The sequence below is a fragment of the Geothrix sp. genome (assembly GCF_049292215.1).
Lineage (GTDB): Bacteria > Acidobacteriota > Holophagae > Holophagales > Holophagaceae > Geothrix.
Genome location: NZ_JBATQW010000069.1, coordinates 23,050 through 42,124, shown reverse-complemented (window position 1 = coordinate 42,124; position 19,075 = coordinate 23,050). Strand labels below are relative to the sequence as shown.

Sequence of the window (19,075 nt, the reverse complement as noted above, 5' to 3'; positions counted from 1 at the left end):
TGACGGTATCAACGAGGACAAGCAAGGCCTGTTCGTGAGTGTTTTTTGGTGGGTCCCTTCAAGTTGCGCAAGTCCATCAGTTGTAAATCTCGAATGGTGGCTTCGGTCATCGAGGAGGCTACCTGGGACTTCACGGCGCTCCAGGCATCGTGAAGTGGACAGGGATGGTCACCGCTACAGACCGGGAAACCCATGACGCAGCCATCCAGAGAATTGGGGCCTTCGATAGCTGTGACCACTTCACCCACAGTGATTCGATGAGCGGGTCTCGTGATCCGGAAGCCACCCTTGGGGCCCCGCACGGATTCAAGGATGGTGGCCTGAACAAGGGACTGGAGAATCTTGGCCAGGTAGGGAGCAGGCAGGTCGAGACGTGAAGCCAGATCCTTTGAAAAACAGTGGCTCCCGTCCTCGGGCATGGCCGCAAGGGCGCGGAGAGCATATCCAGTGGCGGTGTTGAACAGCATTTCGGAGTCCTCACTCTGAATTATAGGACCAGTGCCTGGATTGCAAAAGCCTAACCCGCGTGATGAGGGTCATACGAACGCCTTGAACCACTCTTCCGATGGGGTATTGCCTTCAATCAGTATCGAGAAAAAACGGCTGCAACGACTGTGCACAAGGCGAGGATGAGATTGACAGCGACTAGCCTACGAATTTCGTTCATGACGATTGCAGCACTTGGCCAAGCTGAAGCAAGGCAGTGCGCTCGGAGTCTTGGGAAGAGGCTTATGTAGACGTAGCCGAAGACAATCGTCATGACCATCCCGAGTGCGGCCATAACGAGCCAGCCAACAGGGGCCACCCGGATGCCTACTTGGAGGAGGAGAGCGAAACCACTGATGACAATGAGAACCACCGCGATGGTGATGTAGCGGAGGAAGTATTCGAAGGTTGCCGTCCAAAGAGGCAGGCGTTCGGGTGGATTGAGTGACTTGGCTGCAGCGGGGCGGAGGCAGAAGTATGCGAACCACATCCCACCAAACCATGTGATTGCCCCCAGGAGGTGAAGAAGCACAAAGAGTTCGCGTGCGAATGGGGTCATATCGATACATATCCTTTCAGCGGCTCGACAAGGGAAGCCGACCAAGCCCTACCTGCAGGGCGGTGCAGGGATGAGCCGAGGAAGCGTAAGGTTGAGAGAGACCGAAAGGCAATACTGGCAGGGTGCCTGTTGAGTATGGGGTTTGAGTCCATCGGGCCAATTGCGTGACGAAACATCCAGGAGGGCGACTTCCGCTTCGCACCTCGACTTGGTTAAGGCTGTTTCAGACCCGTATAGGCAAGAATGAAATCGGCGATAGCGACTGGATCGTTCAGGTCCAGTCGAGGGATCTTCAAGCCCGGCAGAGGTATATCGCTGGCGACCGCCACGATCTCAGGATCCTCGGGACAGAGCAGTGGCTTGCCCTCGGAGTCACGATGGATTTCCAGCTTGGGGTGGTGGTGGGTCTTGAAACCCTCGATGAGAAGCAGGTCTACAGGCGTCATGCGTTCGATCAGGGATTCGATGCTGGGCTCGGGCTCCTCGCGTGATTCGTGCATCAGCACCCACCGGGATGAGGTGACGACCAGGACCTCCGAGGCCCCGGCCTCTCTATGGCGGAAGGAGTCCTTGCCAGGCTTGTCTACATCAAAACGGTGATGGGCATGCTTCATGGTCGAGACCTTGAGGCCATGCTCCTTGAGGATCGGTAGAACCTCAACCAGCAGGCTCGTCTTGCCGCTTCCACTCCAGCCGACGATGCCCAGCACCTTCATTCATGCCTCCTCGCTGATTTTAGGAAAAAAGGGAAGAAACCACTAAAAGGCTGGCATGAACCCATCCCACATGACTACTTGAGGGCGGTGCTGATCCAAGACCCGATAGCCTTACTTACGACCACGACTGAGGCAGCCACCAGTAGATGTTTGACGACTTCGAGAAAGGCTCCCACTTTTCGTTCGCGGGCCACCAGGAAGGTCAGTGCGGCAAGTAGCAACATGCCCCAAGCGATGATAAGCCCGAGGGCCACCGAAACCGGCAAGAGCCAGACCAGTAGGATGAAACTGAGGCAGACCAGCAGTCGTGTGACGAAGTTTGACACCGTGCCGGCGAAGGCCTCCTTCTGGTCAAGTTGTTCGGATTCCTGGAATATGTGGATGCTCAGTGAGTCTGTAAGGTTGTCGGCGAGCGCAGCGATGAGAAGGGCGCTGGCCACCACCGGCTTCATGGCCCCCGCCGCACCCAGACCACTGACCAGGGCCATGCTTGTGGCGATGGCGGCGCTTCCCCCATAACTGATCCTGCTGGTCTTGAACATGCGGGCACTCTTTCAAATTGTGGCCGAACTGCAGGCCCCGGGAATCAAACTGGAGTTGGAGGCGGAAGAAGGCTTCAAGCGGTTTTTTCTGCCCGGCTCAGTACGCCATCCTCCATCTCGTAGATGGTGTCGAAGACATCCAGTGTCCGATGGTCGTGGGTGACCACCACCACAGCCGTGCCCTGCTCGCGGGCCACCTTTCGAAACAGTTCCATGACGGCCCGACCCCGCTGACTGTCCAGGGCCGCGGTGGGTTCGTCGGCAAGGATGAGTGGTGGCGCAGGCGCAAGGGCCCGGGCGATGGCAACCCGCTGTTGTTCACCGCCGGAGAGCTCTTCCGGAAAATGGCGGCTCCGGTTTCCGACGCCCAGATACTCGAGCAGTTCCTGCGATCGGGTGTAGGTCTCCGGGCCCATCTGGTCGTTAAGGGCCAGGATCAGGCGGACATTCTCGTGGGCCGACAAAAAGGGGATCAGGTTTGATTTCTGAAACACGAACCCGATGCGGGAGCGGCGCAGGGCCGCCAGGTCACCAAAGGCCTTACCATCCTCCAAGACTCGCTCTCCCATGAGGTCGATTGTGCCCTTCTCGGGTGGATTGAGCAGGCCCAGGCCTGTAAGCAGGGTGGATTTGCCAGAGCCACTTGGGCCCAGCAGGGCCACAACTTCTCCGGCATGGGCAACCATGGAGACTCCGAGCAGGGCCTTCACTTCCGTGGCCCCGTGCCCGTAGGTCTTAAATAGGTTTTCAGCGCGAACGGCTTCCATGGATCACCCCGCCAGAATGAGGGTGGGCGGGATTCGCAGGGCCCGCACGATCCCTGCCGCACTTGCCAGTGTCACCAGGATCAAGACCAGCATGCCGACCCCAAGGTATTCTCCGGGCCCCAGCAACACCCGCCTTGGGAACAGGGGAAATAGGAACTTGGCGATGAGAATGGCGAAGCCGTAGCCAAGGGCTCCAAGCAAAAGGCCTTGATTCAGAACCAACTTTACGACCACGGAACTTCGGGCTCCCAAGAGTTTGAGGAGCGCAATATCGTGGGTTTTCGCCACGGTCATGTTGTACAGAATCAGGGTGACCACGATGCCCGAAACGATGGCCAGCAAAGCCCGAAAGAGACCGATCTGCTTCCGGGACTTCTCCACCACACCCTTGAGCAGGAGGTCCCGCTGCTCTTGGGCGGTGTAGGCCGTCACATCGGGCCATGCCTCCAAGCCACGCTGGACTTCTTCTATGGATGCGCCTGGCCGCAGGTTCACCAGGATGGCATTCGCCGGGAATGGCGCCAGGGTGGGCGGGCTGAAGCGCTCGTCCCGAAGCCGATCCTGATTCGAGATCGAGTCCAGTTCGGTACCAGCCAAGCGAGCCAATCGGCCCTCCCGTTCGACCCGCTTGGCTTCGGGAGCCTGCCAGTTGAGGATCGCCCGGGCATCCAGTTCCGTGCTGAAGACCAGACCATCCCCACCGGAGGACAGCATGCCCTGGGTGAGCCCCACAACCCGGAAGGTTTCATCACCGAGTGGAAGGATCTCCCCCAAGGCCAGCCCCAGGCTTCGATCGGCAATGACTTCCCGATGCGGATCCCGCAGGTGCCGTCCGGACACCAGAGGGAGAGCCTGGCCCTTATCCTCGGGCCAACTGAGGCCCACGACTGTCATACGCAGGCTGCGTGCCCCAACGATTCGCTGGATGGTGGCTGTGCTGAAACTTCGGGCTGAGGCCACCCCTGCCTGAGCCCTCAACCGATCTTCCAGGGCCGGGGGCACGGTGGATCGCTCTGCGAAGGGCCCACGGGTGTCGCGTTGAACCACCCAGATATCGGCACCGAGGTGATCCACCAGCAGGGTGGCATCCTCCACCAAGCCGCGATAAATACCGCCCATGGCCAGAACGATGGCGAAGAGCAGGCCGAGGCCCAGGGCCGTGGCCGAGAAGCTGACCTTTTGGCGCCGGAGATCTTTCATCGCAAGGTTCATATGTCTGCCTTCACCTGCACGCGGCGAAGGGAGGGCAGCGCCTTCCCCTCCTCAGGTGATCGAAGCACCTGATCCCCGGCCTGGAGACCGTCTTGGATTTCCACGAAGTCACTTCCGGTGAAGCCCACCTTCACTGCCACCCGGTGGATGCGTCCCCCCTTTTGCACAGAGCAGGTGCGGGTTTTCTGATCCAGGAAGGAAGCTGGTACACGCAAGGTATTCGCCTTGCCGGCCACACTGATGCGCACGTCTGCCCGCTGGCCCACGGCGAATCCTTCGGGCAATTTGAGCAATTCCACGTCCACCAGCAGCTCATGGGTTTGCCGATCGGCCTGCCGTCCAATCCGGTCGACCCGGCCTGGGAACACCTGCCCCGGATGGGAGCGCAACGCCACTTGAGCGGGTTGTCCCAGGCGCAGATCCCCCAGGGAGGTTTCATCCACCCAGGCTCTCACCCACAGTTTGCGGGTGCTGATCACTGTGAGGACGGGGGTTCCTGAGGGAACGATGTTGCCTGGCTCCCGGAGGCGACGGGTCAGCAGGCCGTCCACGGGGCTGAGTAGGCGGCCTTCTTCGAAGGCCAGCCGCTGGAGGGCCTCCGTGCCCTTCGCCTGGGATTCGCCACTCCGGGCCTGGGTGCCCGCCGCGCCCACGGCCTGGACCACCGCCTCGGCCACCTTCAGTCGTTCCTGGGCAGCGTCCAAATCTGCGCGGCTCAGGATGCCCTCCGTCTGGAGGCGCTGCACCCGCTTGAAATCCGAGCGGGTGCGCGCTTGAGTGGCTAGGGCCTGTTCAAGATCCGCGGTGGCCTTCCCTATGCCAGCCTGTGCGGATCCCCGGGCAGCCTGGGCCACAGCCAGTTGCTCTCTTAGATCATTGGGATCCAAGCGGCCCAGCACTTGGCCCTTTGTGATGGGGCTCCCCTCGTCCAGGGGAAGTTCCAGGATGCGCCCCCCGACCTTGAAGGCCAGAGGCACCTCCTGCACGCTTTCGAGGGTGCCGGTGCCTCGGACATCCATCGAGACCGGGCCCCAGTTCACGGTGGCACCCAAGGCGTCCACGGGTACGAGGAAGCGGGCCCCCAGGACCAGCAGGAGGAGACCGGGCGGCACCATGACCAGGCGACGGAACAGGGGCTTTTGGGTGAATTCAGGCAGGTTCATATCAATGACTCCGTTCGGGGGCGAGGAGGCAGGCCAGGCTTGCGAAGACCTCGGTGGCCTTGGGCACCTTGCCGAGCTCTGACGGCAGGGCGTTCAGGAACACCAGATGCTGGAGGCTGCCCAGCACGATGGGCAGCAGTGCCTTTGGTGGCAGGTCCTTCCGGATCTCCCCACGTTCAATCCCCTCTTCCAAGGCCTTGAGCACAAAGGCCCGCGTGCCCCTCACCAGATCGAGCATCCGTTCAGCGGCCGCGGGAGGCAGGGCCAGGGCGAACTGCTCGGAGAAGATGAAACGCGCCACCCCGACCTGTTGCCCCACCGTCTGGACCCGCGCCAGGAAGAGGGCCTGAAGGCGCTCCAGAGGGGGCAGGAGGGTCTTGGGGTAGGTGTCGGCCACCATGTCCGCAACGCGCTGGGTGGCGGCTTCGAGGATCTCATCCCTGGACTCGAAGTGCCGGAAAGGCGCGCCAGAACTGACCCCCAGTTCCTGGGCCAGGGAGGCCGTGGTGAGGGCGACGATGCCCCGCTCCCCGATGATCTTCAGGGCCGCGTCGGCAATTTCAGTCTGTTTGGGGGTGAGGGGTAGGAGAGGGTCGCGCATGATTCGATTGTAAGTAAGTAGTTACTCATGTCAAGAAAATGAATAACTGCCTCATTTGATTCAAACCACAAAATAAAAATATAAGACTAATTAAAAGATGATTTACAAAATTTGTCATCGTATCGCTTGACGTAAGTATTTATTTACTTACATTGTTTCTAACGGCCGATTCGTCTGGCCCTCTCCTTGAACCGAACCCAGCCCTCCCAGGTGAATCCGCATGATCGTCTCGACTCGACAGACCACCGCCAAGCGCACGGAAATCGCGGATGCGGCGCTACGGATCATCGGGGAGCGGGGTATCACGGCGCTGACCATGGCCACCCTTGCGGCGGAGCTGGGCCTGAGCCCGGGGGCGCCGTTTCGGCATTTCGCGTCCCGGGATGAGATCCTAGAGGAGGTGGCCCACCGGGTGGTGGAATTGATCGGGGCCGCGTTCCCAGATCCGGCGCTGCCACCCCTGGAGCGGCTTTCACATCTCTTCCTGGCCAGGACGGAAGTGTTGGGGCGGAACACGGGGTGTGGCCGCCTCATCTTCTCGGACCAATTCGCCAAGGCCTTGCCGGAAAATGCTGCCGCCACGATCCGAGGGCTTGTCCGTCAAACCCGTACCTACCTGGTGAGCATTCTCAAGGAGGCCTCGGAGGCAGGACAAATCCGTAATGACCTCGCCCCTGAGGATCTCTTGATCCCGGTCATCGGTACCCTCCAGCACCTGGCCTTCCTGGCTTCCCTGCCAGCCGACGGCCCGCCGCTGCGGAGGCCCGACCCCAAACGGGCCTTGAACACCCTTCTGACGCTCTTGTCCCTTCCGGACAAGCATGCCAATTAATCCACCTTCGTTCCCTCAAGGAGAACCCCATGATTCCCATCACCAACCTGAGCGACACGCTCCCCATGCCTGAAGGCCAACGGGCCTCCCTCCCCCTCTTGGATCTCAAGAACGACACCAAGCTCGTGCTGGTGGCCCTCCCCAGTGGTGTCCAGATTCCAGCGCACGCGGCGCCCTATCCGGCCTCGGTCCTTCTCCTTTCCGGCGCCATCGAAGTGATGCTGGGCGAGACCTGGAAGCAGGTCGGCCCCGGCGAATTGGTGCCCATCGCGGAGGAGCTGCTTCATTCCGTCCGGGCCAGCGAGCCCTCGTACTTCCTGGTCTCCCATCTGCGGGGACTGGGTTCCAAGTCCAAGGCCTCCAATTAACCCTCTTTCCCCCAAGGAGACCCCATGCGATTACATTCCACCCTACGATCCTTCGGCCTCGTCCTTCTCCTTGCTCCCTTCCCGGCCATGGCACACTGCGACAGCCTGGATGGCCCTGTGATCAAGGCTGCAAGGGCCGCCTTCACGACTGGGGACGTGAACCATGTGCTGGTCTGGGTTCACCCCAAGGACGAGGGCGAGATCCGTGGGGCTTTCCGCCGCGCTCAGGAAGTCCGAAAACTCGGCGCCGAAGCCCAGAAGCTGGCGGACCAGTACTTCTTTGAAACGCTGGTCCGGGTGCACCGGACTGGCGAAGGCGCTCCCTTCACGGGCTTGAAACCAGCGGGGGAGGACTTCGGTCCAGCCATTCCCGCCGGTGACAAGGCACTGGAGAGCGGTGATCTGAAACCCCTCTGGAAACTCGTGAACGACAACATCCACACCACCCTGCACCAGCGCTTCGAGGCGGCGGTGAAGGCCAAAGCCTACAAGCCTGGCGACCTCAAGGCCGGCCGAGAATACGTGTCCTCCTACGTCGGATTCATCCACTACGTCGAGGCCGTCTACGGGGCCGGTGCCGCTTCCGAACATGGAGAAGGCCACGAGGGGCATTCAGGTCACGAAGGCCACTAGTCTGCAACCTATTCAAGCGATGGGCCGGAGCCTTCCATGCCCAGTGACACTCTTCCCGCCGCTGTTGCCATGCCACTGAGAGGTCGACCCCATGTCGTCATCTTGGGGGGTGGCTTCGGGGGTCTGGCCGCAGCCAAGGCCCTTCGTAGGGCTCCGGTCGATGTCACCCTGATCGACCAGCGGAACCACCACCTCTTCCAGCCCCTGCTCTATCAGGTAGCCACCGCCGCCCTCAACCCCAGCGATATCGCGGTGCCCATTCGCCAGATCCTCCGCAGGCAGCGGAACGCCTCGGTCCTGCTTGCAGAGGCCGTGGCGGTGGATCCTATCGGGAAGCGGGTCCTTCTATCCGATGGGGTCAATCCCGAGGGGGCCGTTCCTTACGACTTCCTCATCCTCGCCACAGGCGTGACCCATTCCTACTTCGGCCACCCGGAATGGGCCGGGGCCGCCCCGGGGCTTAAGACCATCGAGGATGCCCTCGAAATCCGAAAACGCATCCTCCTGGCTTTCGAATCTGCCGAATGGGAAACGGATCCCGCCCGCCAGAGGGCCTGGCTAACCTTCATCCTCGTGGGGGGCGGTCCTACTGGGGTGGAACTGGCGGGGGCCATCGCCGAAATCGCCAGGCATGTCATGACCCGGGACTTCCGGCGGATTGATCCCGCCAAGGCGCGGGTGCTGCTCATCGAAGCCGGGCCCCGCATCCTTCCGGGGTTCGCCCCAGAGCTCTCCCAGTGGGCCACCGAGGCGATCTCCCGGCTGGGAGTGGAGGTATTCACAGGAAATCCCGTGACGGCCCTGGATAATGGGGGCGTCACGGTTCACGGTGAGAAGATCGAAGCCCGCACCATCCTTTGGGCAGCGGGAGTGGAGGGTTCGCCCCTGGCCAGTTCGCTGGGAGCCCCCCTGGCTTCCGGAGGCCGCATTCCCGTCCAACCCGACCTCAGCCTGACGGAGGCCCCAGGTGTTTTTGTCATCGGAGATCTGGCCTCCCTGCACCAGGATGGCCAACCCCTGCCTGCCCTGGCCCCGGTGGCCGTCCAGGAAGGTCGTCATGCCGCCAGGAACATCCTGCGAGCGCTCCAAGGGTTGCCCGGCCTTCCGTTCACGTACCACTCCCGGGGGATGCTCGCCACCATCGGGCGGGCGGCTGCGGTGGGAGAAGTGGCCCGCCTGAGATTCACTGGATTCGCGGCCTGGCTTTTCTGGCTCCTGGTCCATATCGCTTGGCTCATCGGCTTTCGCAACCGTTTCCTCGTCCTGACGGAATGGGCCTGGACCTACCTCCGCTACGAACGCGGGGCACGGCTGATCACCGGCCCCAAACAAGGGGGATTGCCAGATCGTCCGTCTGGCACGAAAGGATGACTGACCTCTATCTCCTCCCGAATCGGACCCCCCCCGATTCCTTCAGCCGTCTGGTGGGAAGGCGTATGCTGATCCCCCCGACCCGTTCTCGAGGCCAGAATCGCTTCCTCAAAGGAATCTGCCATGAGCACCGCAATATCCGATTCAACCCCTCTGTCTCCCCGTTGGCGCCAGGCTGTCATCCTCGTGATGATCTTCGGCTTCAGCCTGCTGATCTGGATCACCGCAAAGACCTACACGGGTGCACCTCCCATCCCGGCCAGAGTCATCGGGAGTGCGGGCCAGGTGCTCTTCACGGGGGAGGAGGTCAAGGATGGCCAGGAGGTCTTCCTGAAGTATGGCCTCATGGAACACGGAACCCTGTGGGGCCATGGCGCCTACCTCGGGCCCGACTACACCGCTGAGTATCTGCACCGCCTTGCCGAGATTGGACGGGACTCCCTGGCTCAGGCCCACTACGGCAAGGCGTTCAAAGAGCTGGGAGAGGGCCAGGCTCTGGAGATCGGGGCTCGGCTGAAAACCCTGATCAAGCAGAATCGCTACGACGCGGGCGCGAATACCCTCCGATTCACAGATGTCGAGGCCGACTCCTACCGCATCCAGACCGGGGAGTGGACGACTTACTTTTCGGGCGAGAAGGCCGCGGTGGGACTGCCCACCAAGTTCATCCAGGACGAGCAGGAACTGAAACACCTCACGGCCTACTTCGCCTGGGCCACCTGGGCCACGGTGGCGCCACGCCCGGAGAAGGACTACTCCTACACCAACAACTGGCCCTACGAGCCCCTGGTGGGCAATGGACCCACGGCCTCGACCTATCTGTGGAGTGCGATGAGTCTAATCACCCTGCTGGGTGGCCTGGGTCTGATCCTTTTCATCTTCGGAAAGTTCAACTACCTGGGATGGGGCGGCGCGGCTGGCTGGAAGCACGCGCAAGAAGGCCGGCTCCAAGCCTGGACACTCACACCCAGCCAGAAGGCCGTGGGCCTCTTCTTTGCCGTGGTGGCCCTCCTCTTCCTGGGGCAGGCTGCCCTTGGCGGCGTCCTGGCGCACTACCGGGTCGAGCCAGGTGGCTTCTACGGTTTCGATCTGGCCCGGTTCCTGCCCTACAATCTGGCGCGGACCTGGCATCTGCAGCTGGCGATTTTCTGGATCGCCACGGCCTGGGTGGGGGGAGGGCTCTTCCTGGCCCCCCTCGTGGGTGGTGGGGAGCCCAAGGGTCAGAAGGCCGGAGTGCTCGTTCTTCTGGGCGCCCTGGCGATCGTGGTCTTCGGCAGCCTGTTTGGAGAAATGGCCGGGATCAACAACAAGCTGGGCAGTCTGTGGTTCTGGCTGGGGCACCAGGGGAGCGAATACCTCGACCTGGGCCGGTTCTGGCAGATCCTCCTGGCCGCAGGGCTGGTGTTCTGGCTCTTCCTCATGTTCCGGGCTCTCCGCCCGGCCATGAAGGGCACAGAGCAGGGAGAACTGCCCTCGCTGTTCTTCTACGCGGCCATCGCCATCCCGCTCTTCTATGTCCCGGCCCTGTTCTACGGGCCCCGAACCAATTTCGCCGTCATCGACAACTGGCGTTTCTGGATTATCCACCTCTGGGTCGAGGGATTCTTCGAACTCTTCGCCACGGTGCTGGTGGCGGTGATGTTCTACCAACTGGGCCTGGTCACTTCCAAGTCGGCGACGCGGCTTGTCTATCTCGACGCGATCCTCTACCTGGGTGGGGGCATCGTGGGCATCGGGCACCACTGGTATTTCACCGGCCAGGGCACCCTGAACATGGGCCTCGCGGCCAGTTTCTCTGCCATGGAAGTCATCCCGCTCACTCTCTTGACTCTGGATGCCTGGGACTTTATCCGCCTGCAGGACCGGAACTGCGCAGAATGCGACCGCCCCTTGGCTGCCAAACAGCGCTGGGCCATCAAATTCCTCATCGCAGTAGGTGTATGGAACTTCGTCGGCGCGGGCGTCTTCGGGTTTCTCATCAACTTGCCCATCGTCTCCTACTTCGAGGTTGGCACGACCTTGACGGCCAACCACGGGCATGCGGCAATGTTCGGCGTCTTCGGGATGCTGGCTCTGGCCGTCCTGGTCTTCTGCCTGCGGGAGATCAAAGGTGACCTAGCCTGGGGCAAGGTGGAGAAATTCATCCGCCTCGGCTTCTGGGGCCTCAACATCGGCCTTGGCCTGATGGTCGTGTTGGATCTCTTCCCAGGAGGCGTCATCCAACTGTGGGATGTCCTCTCCAACGGGTACTGGCATGCCCGGCGCCTCGCCTTCCTCATGGGTGGCACTTTCCACACACTGGAGTGGGTCCGCATCGCCGCGGACATGATCTTCCTCTTGCTCGGCGCCGTACCCATCGCCTACGCGACCCTGAGGCTGGTCTTCAGCCGCGAAGGGGGGGACACCACCTAATTTCGGTACAGCACGGGTCTACTGTTATCAACTCACCCAGGCCGAATGGCAGGGAGACTGCCTCAGGATGGGTTCACCGCCCGTGGCGTATCGGAAGGAAGGCCAGTTCTCGGGACACGTCTTCCAGAACCTGCAGCCGCTGCTCCCGTGGAAGCTCATCCGCGGCTGGATAGATGGTTTCCTCCTCGATGGCGTTGTGGGAATCCAACCGGAGCCCCACCGCCTCTAGCGCTGCCCTTATCAACGCCACCTCTGGCGACGGGCCCTTCATGGCCTTCACCGCCCCCGCCAAAGCGCTCATGAAATAGTCATGATCTTCATGAAGGGCCTGGAGCACCGATTGGAGATCGGGTCGGACCTCCACCAGAGCCGGGAAAACCACCTTGTGTTCGGCGCGGATATGGACCGCTAGGCGCATCCAGATCCGATCGACCACGGTGTGGGCCTCGGCCTGCAGGTCACGTTCCAGGGCCATCCGGGCATCCCGGAAGAGTCCCTCGATCTCCCCATGATCGGCTGTCAGACGGGCGTTGAGGGTTCTGGAATTGGGGGCGTCCGCCGAAGGTATCTGGGGAGGGGGCGTCAACGGAAGGCCTCTTCTGGGTGAACTTCGCCCTCAGGAGTGGACAGAAACATAGACCACCACCAGTTCGGAACCCGGAGAGCTCCTGATCTCGTGCTGTTCTCCCGGCTCCACAAGGAAGGATACGCCGGGCCGAAGTGGATGGGGCACGCCATCGACGATAAGGGTGCCTTCTCCTGATTCGATGTAGAACAGTTCAGTCATGTCTGGATGGGCGTGTGCGGGGGCCACCTGGCTCGGCTGGAAACAGGCCCGAACAAATTGCATGACATGCGGAACCTCACCCGGGCCCACGAGCATGTGCTTTTGAATGGCCGCGCCTGAACCTAGGGTCATGACGGGGACTTCCTGGAGGGAATGGATGCGCATGGCTCTATGATAGGGCCCCTGTTCGCCAAGGGGAGGATAGGTCAAGTCCAGGTGATCAAGAACCGAGTGCCATGTTGAGCCTAGCGTCGCCTGTGTGGACCTTCTCGAACACACACAAACCAAGCCGGTTGTAGGCTTGGTGTGCGAAGGCAATCGGTTCCGCAAAGCAGGAGCAACCCATGGAAATCGGCATGATCGGATTAGGTCGGATGGGCGCCAGCATGGCGCAGCGCCTGGTCAGTGGTGGGCATCGCGTGGTGGGCTTTGATTCGAATGAGATGACACGCGCAGGCATGGCGGGCCAAGGCGTTGGTTGCGTGGATTCCCTGGAGGCGCTAGTCGGGAAACTGCAAGCGCCGCGGGCAATCTGGTTGATGGTTCCGGCTGGCGAAGCCGTGGACAGGACGATCGCCGCCCTGCTGCCTTTGCTCACGGCAGGTGATGCGATCATCGACGGTGGCAACTCCAACTACAAGGACACCCTACGCCGCGGGACAGATCTCCTTGAGCCTCAAATCCACTTTGTGGACTGCGGCACCAGCGGCGGCATCTGGGGACTCACCGAAGGCTACAGTCTGATGATCGGCGGAGAATCGACGGTGGTCGAGCGTCTGCGTCCGATCTTCGAGACCCTGGCGCCCGCACAGGACCAAGGTTGGGGCCGGGTGGGGCCAAGCGGCGCCGGCCACTTCACCAAGATGATTCACAACGGCATCGAATATGGCCTGATGCAGGCCTACGCCGAAGGCTTCTCCATCATGCAGCACAAGCCCGAATTCGGGCTAGACCTTCACCAGGTGGCCGAAATCTGGCGCCACGGAAGCGTGGTGCGCTCTTGGTTGCTGGATCTGACTGCCCATGCGTTGGAACAGAACCCGAACATGGCTGGCATCGCCCCGTACGTGGTCGATTCCGGGGAGGGGCGTTGGACTGTGAATGAAGCCCTCGAGCTGAACGTGCCAGTCCCCGTGATCACCCAATCGGTGATCCAGCGATTGCGTTCACGCGATTCTGAATCATTCTCAGATCGTCTGTTGGCCTCGATGCGGAATGAATTCGGTGGCCACTCTGTTCAGAAGCCATAAGCACTAGACTGATGGGTCCCAAGGCAGGAATATACTCGGCGGTTCGAACCGATACGGCCAGGCGGGAGTGGCCTATCGAGCTACAGATTGGATTTTGCTATATGACCATGAGGAGATTGGCAGATGATTCCAGACAAAATGTTGCAGGTTCTTAAATGCGAGGGTGTAGTTGCAGTCGTGACCATGGGTGACAACAGTCCTCATGTTGTAAACACATGGAATAGCTACCTGTCTATCACCCAAGACGATCAACTTCTGATTCCCGTTGGAGGAATGATTCAAACTGAGGCCAATGTGGAAAAAAATCCTGACATCCAAATAACCGTGGGGAGCCGTGAAGTTGACGGCTTTCATGGTCCAGGTACTGGATTCCTAATTAAAGGCTCAGCGACCTTCTTGAGATCCGGCGACCTATTCGACCTCGTAAAGGCGCGGTTTCCATGGATAAGAGCGACTTTGAATATCAAAGTGAACTCAGCCACCCAGACCTTATGAGCACCAGGAATCCTGGTAATCGGGAAGGTCGTTCACCAAGAACCCAGTTGGGTGTCAGGGTCACATTGACTTGAGTACAAACGTTAGGTTGGCCGTTCTGGCACGATTCAGGAGGGGCGACCGGTCTCGATTACGCCGTCATTCTGCCGAGGGTCATTCGCACCTTCCGGCCGAAATCCCACACGGGGAGATCCGGTCAGTGTCCACAGGCTCTGCTTGATTGCCAGCATAGAAATGCCTCGAGGCGCAGCTTTTCGATAGAACTTACTGCTGGTCCGAGGTGGTGTCGACCTCAGGGGTCAGCGCCGTGATCGGGATCGAGAAGCCCTGCAGGGCAAGTGCCAGATAGGGCTCGGGATCGACTACATCGTCGAGCTGGATGCAGGTGGGAACGAGATTCTGGTTCATTGTCATCCTCCGTGGAATGGAATTAGTTTTCCTGCCATTCGTCGTTGATGCGGGCCGAAAAATATGACCGCTCCGAGACGATCAAGACATCGAGAATGCTCAGGCTGATCACGGTAGCGCTGATACGTAAACGATCCATGAGGGTCCGGTCAGTTGCGGTTGGGATGGCCTCAGGACAAGGCTGGTACCGGTAAACGACCAGTGCATCAGCGCCCACGCGAAGGGCTTCACGGAAAATCTCCCTCAAGTCGATGGAGCCGAAATCATGCATGCCCTGGAAGAGGATGCGATCCACCAGGATGCGGTCGTGGGAATCGACAGCAATGAGACCGATGCTCGGAAGCTGGTGCTTTTCACCGCAGATCCGGATAATCCGAACGGTGTCTTCAAGTGAGGCGAGGCGGATCGTCCGCCGCTGCTGGATCACACGGGTGGTGAGTTCCAGCACGACCATGAGGCGAGTGATCTCGTTCTCGTGAAAGCCGAGGGCTTTCAGCTCCACTGGCCCTGCGTGGATGAGCGTATTGAGATTACCTGATCGGAGGGCCTCCTCGGCACGTTGGAGATCCTGCTGCCGGAGCAGGGTCGAGAGGAGCTGGGCGTCGGAGAGGTGTTCCGTGCCACGCAGGACTGTGGCCAGTAGCAGGTTGTCCGGCTCTTGTTCGGTCCAGGGATGCTGTGCGTTGGGTTGGGTCATGGTTGAACCTTTCTGGAGGACCGGTGGATGGTCACGAAAGGCAGAATGGCCAAAGCTTCTTCCGGAATTTATTTGTCTCGAACCGAGTAGCGGGCAGGGGCAAAAAAATTTGCAAAGACGCGTCCCGGCCTGATGCAGTGAACATCCACTGGAACTCCGAGAAGTTCATCCAGATCAATAAGCACGCAGGAGGATGGACGGTGTAGGTAACGTCATGCTTGGGCCAAGACTTCTCAGGTACAGCGCGAGGGGCTCTTGGCATTTGACCCAGTAGAAGCAGGATCAGCCTGCGTCAGGATCGCCAGGATGTCGGACCGATGCAGGGTCTCGGCTGTGATCAGGTGTTGGACGAGGATTCCCAGGCTGGCCTTGTGACGGGTGAGCTCCTCCAGGGCTCGGGCTTCCGCATCTTGCAGCCACACTTGGATGCGCTCCAGTAGCCTGGGTGCAAGCGCCTGCTGCAGGCTAGGTGACAAGCCGTCCAGGGACACCATGGGGAATTCGGGATCGAGACCCCACGTCCCCACGGCAAGCTGGGCCATGGTAGTGGCTTCCTTGATGTCGTTTTCAGCGCCACAGGAAGGGCCGCCATCGGGGTAGCTCAAGGCCTCTGCGACCCGGCCACCCAGGAGCACGGCCAGGCGCCGCTTGATGAAATCCGCATCCGGGAGGTCGAGGGATTCTGACTGATGGATGTATGCCGCACCCAGGGCGCCAGAGGCGGTAGGGATCACGGACAGGTGCTCCACACTGCATGGGCCCAGGAGGTGATAGGCCAACAAGGCATGACCAGCTTCGTGGCAGGCTAGGCGCTGCTTCGTGTCGGGGCTCAAAGGTCGGCTGAAGTCCACCTCACCCCGCCGCAGGTTGAACAGGGCTGACGTGAGGTTCTGTGAGGAAATGCCATGAACATCGCCTGCGGTAGCCTGCTTGATGCGGTCGACCAACTGGACCAGATCAGCAGGGCTCAAGCCGGTTGTCATGGTGACGGCTTCGTTGATGGTCGCGTCGTCAGCCGACCCTTTGAGCAGGCCGTGGAGGATGGCGTGCCGGTCCTTGGTGGTAGGCAAGCCCATGTAGATGTGCTCGCCCATGCGCATGCTGCGGACGATGGCCGGATCGATGCGCTCGTACTGGTTGGTGGTGGCGAGAAGCAGCACACGGCCAGGCCCTTTGCGCAAGAGATCGATGCTGCGAAGCATGGTACCGACGATGGAGGACTGGTTGGCGGCGGACCACTCGTTGCTCTGCCCGCGCGCCCAGGCAATGGCATCGAACTCGTCGACCACCAACACGGCGGCATCGTACGACTGAAGGGACGCAAACGTTTCACGGATGATGCGTTCAGAGTCCCCGTACCACTGGCTGAGAAACTGGGAGCCGCCCATCAGGATGCACGGAACGCCGGCCTCTCCGGCCGTGGCCTCGCAGGCATGAGTCTTACCCGTCCCCGGTGGGCCGGACAGGACACAAGCACGAAGGCCGGGTTCGCCGCAGGGGTCCTTCAGCCAATCCAGGTAACCCTGAAGCCTAGTCTTGGTGGAATCCTGGCCCAGGACGTCCCTGAACCGGGCCGAGGGGATGGCTCCCCATGGAATGTCCCGTTTGAGATCCTGGGCTTGAAGCACGCGCTCCTCCCCTTCGTAAAAGAGGATCGCCGTCACATGAGGATCGCGAGGGTGGAAGCACAAACGTAGGCTTGTGCGCCATCGCAGGTGGGAAGCCTGACATCGGGCAAAGTATCTGGAGAAAAGCGCTGCCTCCATGGCCTTATCAAGAAGATTCCTGGCGGCAGTCTGTCGCGTAGTGATGCCAGCCTTGGCCTGACATTTGATCGGGATGATTAGGTCCTGAAGCCAGGGCTCCGCCATCAGAGAGCGGCGGGAGTCGACGAGAAATCGCACCACCAGATGATCCAGGCCTTCAAGGGAGGGCAAAGAATCCTTCCCGTCGTGATTGAACGCGTCAATCAGAACCAGTCCGCCAGGAGGCAGTTGGTGCAGGCCTTCAAGCGTTTTGACAACCTGCAAGTTCATTTGTTTGTAGGGAAGAAGGCGTCGCACCAAGGCCTCGATCCCAGGGATACTGCTGACCAGATAGGTCCAGCAAGTCACCTCGCTCAATGCTTCTTTCAAGCGTAAGGAAAGTAAACCGTCGGCCTGCACGACGAATTCCGGGGGTTCCTGCATCTGCTGAAACCTGGCGCCAAACGTGCTTTGGGCCATCATCAGCAGGTCCAGGAAGAATCGGTCCAGGAGCCGGTCGGCCGTGCGGAGGTCTTTCCCGGGCAAGTGAGACAAGGCGAGGGCTGGAAGCACGCCACTCTCCACCTGGAAGGTGAAGCCGGAGTGAACGAAGGATTTGGTTTCCATTAGGACACCTCTTTCTTCGCAACGCCGCTCTGTTGTGCCTTCTGCAGCATGTGATGGCCATGGTGTCGTCGGAACAGCACCATGGCCCCCTTGCTCAGCCTGCTGAGCAGTTCCTTGGGCACGGGCGTCTTATGCCAGTCGGATTTCTCTTCGATCTTCTCAGCCAGACTCAGCAAGTCCATGAGGTCAACTTCGAGCGTGCCCTCCTCGGGCGAAGCCGGACGGTTCCACAGTTCCGAACCCAAATTGGTCGTGAAGATAAACACCGCGTTTCGGAAGTCCACCTTACCCGTCGGCGACGGCAGGAAGCCCTGGTCGAGGACTGGCAGGATGCTCTCCAGTACCTTGCGGTGGGCCTTCTCAAATTCATTGCAGATGACCAAGGCATGCGGGTTCTTGGCGACAAACTGGGTGATGGAGCCCTGCCGGGAACCGTCACCGAACAGGTCCACGCCACTGGCCCACTGCACGTGCTGAGTCATCTCCACCTCAAGGACGGCGAGTCGGCGCGACTTGTGTTTCGCGAGAGAAGAAAGGCCAAGCGCCTCCGCGAACAGCCGGGCCGCAAGGGATTTGCCCGACCCGGGCGGCCCCAGGAACAGTGCCGTGGCTGGCGAGGAGCCAACCCCGCGCCGAAGTTCACGTTGGAAGGCCAGACGCTTGAGGGCCGCCACCGCCTCGGACTGGCCGACCAGGTTCTGCCGAAGTTCCGATTCGACGGCCACCGCACAATCATGAGCGGCCTTGAGGGCCAGCCTCGGATCATGGCTCAGGCCGGGTTCGGCTGCTGACCCATAGAGGCGAAGAAAGACTTCTTCCTTCGCGTCGAGGAACGTTTGGAAGCAAGCCTTAAGGGGACGGCGCTGAGTAAGCATGACCACCACCTCGCTGGGGAGATGGTAGTCAAAGGGAAGAACCTTTGAGGGCCGATCGTCGAGTTGGATGTTCTCCTGCGCACAGGTGCTTAGCATGGAGCCGTACCAGTCGGGGGGATCCGCTGGACCTTGCCGGCCGAGGGGTTCCAGCAGGTCCGCCCATTCGAGCGCGACAGCCAGTTCGTCGGAGGAGACGTAGGTGCCATCGAGAGCCAAGGCCAAGGACGTGGCCGTCAGCACCCAGCGATCGGTGAGGGGGTCCGCATTGGACTGTGGGGCGTTTGGCGGCGCAGAGCCCTGGCGCCGATGGCTGGCCTGAGCCAGGAGTTCGTCGGACATGATGTGTCCTGATCCCGCCAGTGAAGCAAAGGTTCATGCCGGCCTGGGCTCACAGGTCAGTTCCGCAGTCCGTGCGATGTGGACTAGGGAGAACGTTCGACTTCGCTGAGGGGAAAGGGGGGTGCCGGGGCCACCCGAATTGTTTGAGTCACCGACGGTATTACCGGAAAGCCATCCGTTGGGCGCGGTT

21 protein-coding genes are annotated in these 19,075 nt (G+C 60.8%); 7 read left to right on the top strand and 14 right to left on the bottom strand.

What is annotated here, in order from left to right; genetic code table 11:
- Positions 1-8: 8 nt before the first annotated feature.
- From WAS25_RS11530 to WAS25_RS11495, 8 genes are all read right to left on the bottom strand, one after another.
- On the bottom strand, positions 9-467 hold the full coding sequence (locus tag WAS25_RS11530) for an RrF2 family transcriptional regulator (protein ID WP_422312202.1): 459 nt from the start codon (positions 465-467) through the stop codon (positions 9-11).
- Between the two features lie 116 nt (positions 468-583).
- On the bottom strand, positions 584-1,045 hold the full coding sequence (locus WAS25_RS11525) for a CopD family protein (RefSeq protein ID WP_422312200.1): 462 nt from the start codon (positions 1,043-1,045) through the stop codon (positions 584-586).
- Between the two features lie 212 nt (positions 1,046-1,257).
- The gene (gene mobB / locus WAS25_RS11520; protein ID WP_422312198.1) at positions 1,258-1,761 is read right to left on the bottom strand and encodes a molybdopterin-guanine dinucleotide biosynthesis protein B; all 504 of its coding nucleotides are present in this window, start codon (positions 1,759-1,761) and stop codon (positions 1,258-1,260) included.
- Positions 1,762-1,835: 74 nt separating this feature from the next.
- The gene (locus WAS25_RS11515; RefSeq protein WP_422312196.1) at positions 1,836-2,303 is read right to left on the bottom strand and encodes a hypothetical protein; all 468 of its coding nucleotides are present in this window, start codon (positions 2,301-2,303) and stop codon (positions 1,836-1,838) included.
- A 74-nt stretch (positions 2,304-2,377) separates the two neighbouring features.
- Entirely contained in the window at positions 2,378-3,070 is a 693-nt protein-coding gene (locus WAS25_RS11510; RefSeq protein WP_422312194.1) for an ABC transporter ATP-binding protein, read from the bottom strand.
- 3 nt (positions 3,071-3,073) lie between these two features.
- Positions 3,074-4,270, bottom strand: a complete 1,197-nt coding sequence (locus WAS25_RS11505) for an ABC transporter permease (RefSeq protein WP_422312192.1) — start codon at positions 4,268-4,270, stop codon at positions 3,074-3,076.
- Positions 4,271-4,278: 8 nt separating this feature from the next.
- Positions 4,279-5,445: an efflux RND transporter periplasmic adaptor subunit gene (locus tag WAS25_RS11500; protein ID WP_422312190.1), complete on the bottom strand. Its 1,167-nt coding sequence runs from the start codon at positions 5,443-5,445 to the stop codon at positions 4,279-4,281.
- A 1-nt stretch (position 5,446) separates the two neighbouring features.
- On the bottom strand, positions 5,447-6,046 hold the full coding sequence (locus WAS25_RS11495) for a TetR/AcrR family transcriptional regulator (protein ID WP_422312188.1): 600 nt from the start codon (positions 6,044-6,046) through the stop codon (positions 5,447-5,449).
- Positions 6,047-6,266: 220 nt separating this feature from the next.
- Between WAS25_RS11495 and WAS25_RS11490 the strand changes: the two genes are divergently transcribed.
- From WAS25_RS11490 to WAS25_RS11470, 5 genes are all read left to right on the top strand, one after another.
- Complete coding sequence (locus tag WAS25_RS11490; RefSeq protein ID WP_422312186.1) at positions 6,267-6,878, top strand: TetR/AcrR family transcriptional regulator; 612 nt, start codon at positions 6,267-6,269, stop codon at positions 6,876-6,878.
- A 29-nt stretch (positions 6,879-6,907) separates the two neighbouring features.
- Entirely contained in the window at positions 6,908-7,246 is a 339-nt protein-coding gene (locus WAS25_RS11485; protein WP_422312184.1) for a hypothetical protein, read from the top strand.
- A gap of 24 nt (positions 7,247-7,270) precedes the next feature.
- On the top strand, positions 7,271-7,879 hold the full coding sequence (locus WAS25_RS11480) for a DUF6448 family protein (RefSeq protein WP_422312182.1): 609 nt from the start codon (positions 7,271-7,273) through the stop codon (positions 7,877-7,879).
- A gap of 36 nt (positions 7,880-7,915) precedes the next feature.
- The gene (locus tag WAS25_RS11475) at positions 7,916-9,250 is read left to right on the top strand and encodes an NAD(P)/FAD-dependent oxidoreductase (RefSeq protein WP_422312180.1); all 1,335 of its coding nucleotides are present in this window, start codon (positions 7,916-7,918) and stop codon (positions 9,248-9,250) included.
- A gap of 123 nt (positions 9,251-9,373) precedes the next feature.
- Positions 9,374-11,662: a nitric-oxide reductase large subunit gene (locus WAS25_RS11470; protein ID WP_422312178.1), complete on the top strand. Its 2,289-nt coding sequence runs from the start codon at positions 9,374-9,376 to the stop codon at positions 11,660-11,662.
- 73 nt (positions 11,663-11,735) lie between these two features.
- Here the strand turns inward: WAS25_RS11470 and WAS25_RS11465 are convergent, their stop codons facing one another.
- Both WAS25_RS11465 and WAS25_RS11460 read right to left on the bottom strand, forming a co-directional pair.
- On the bottom strand, positions 11,736-12,248 hold the full coding sequence (locus WAS25_RS11465; protein WP_422312176.1) for a hemerythrin domain-containing protein: 513 nt from the start codon (positions 12,246-12,248) through the stop codon (positions 11,736-11,738).
- A 30-nt stretch (positions 12,249-12,278) separates the two neighbouring features.
- A complete protein-coding gene (locus tag WAS25_RS11460; RefSeq protein ID WP_422312174.1) occupies positions 12,279-12,614 on the bottom strand; it encodes a cupin domain-containing protein in 336 nt (111 codons plus the stop codon).
- Between the two features lie 179 nt (positions 12,615-12,793).
- Here WAS25_RS11460 and gnd point away from each other — a divergent pair, with 179 nt between their 5' ends.
- Together gnd and WAS25_RS11450 are read left to right on the top strand one after the other, a co-directional pair.
- Positions 12,794-13,699, top strand: coding sequence for a phosphogluconate dehydrogenase (NAD(+)-dependent, decarboxylating) (gnd, locus tag WAS25_RS11455; RefSeq protein ID WP_422312172.1), 906 nt, complete (start codon positions 12,794-12,796; stop codon positions 13,697-13,699).
- Between the two features lie 123 nt (positions 13,700-13,822).
- On the top strand, positions 13,823-14,194 hold the full coding sequence (locus WAS25_RS11450; protein ID WP_422312170.1) for a pyridoxamine 5'-phosphate oxidase family protein: 372 nt from the start codon (positions 13,823-13,825) through the stop codon (positions 14,192-14,194).
- 264 nt (positions 14,195-14,458) lie between these two features.
- Here the strand turns inward: WAS25_RS11450 and WAS25_RS11445 are convergent, their stop codons facing one another.
- From WAS25_RS11445 to WAS25_RS11430, 4 genes are all read right to left on the bottom strand, one after another.
- Positions 14,459-14,602, bottom strand: a complete 144-nt coding sequence (locus WAS25_RS11445) for a hypothetical protein (protein ID WP_422312168.1) — start codon at positions 14,600-14,602, stop codon at positions 14,459-14,461.
- Between the two features lie 22 nt (positions 14,603-14,624).
- On the bottom strand, positions 14,625-15,299 hold the full coding sequence (locus WAS25_RS11440) for a JAB domain-containing protein (protein ID WP_422312166.1): 675 nt from the start codon (positions 15,297-15,299) through the stop codon (positions 14,625-14,627).
- 233 nt (positions 15,300-15,532) lie between these two features.
- Positions 15,533-17,671, bottom strand: coding sequence for an AAA family ATPase (locus WAS25_RS11435; protein WP_422312164.1), 2,139 nt, complete (start codon positions 17,669-17,671; stop codon positions 15,533-15,535).
- Entirely contained in the window at positions 17,671-18,885 is a 1,215-nt protein-coding gene (locus WAS25_RS11430; RefSeq protein WP_422312162.1) for an AAA family ATPase, read from the bottom strand. Before WAS25_RS11430 ends, WAS25_RS11435 begins: the two co-directional genes overlap by 1 nt.
- Between the last annotated feature and the right edge of the window lie 190 nt (positions 18,886-19,075).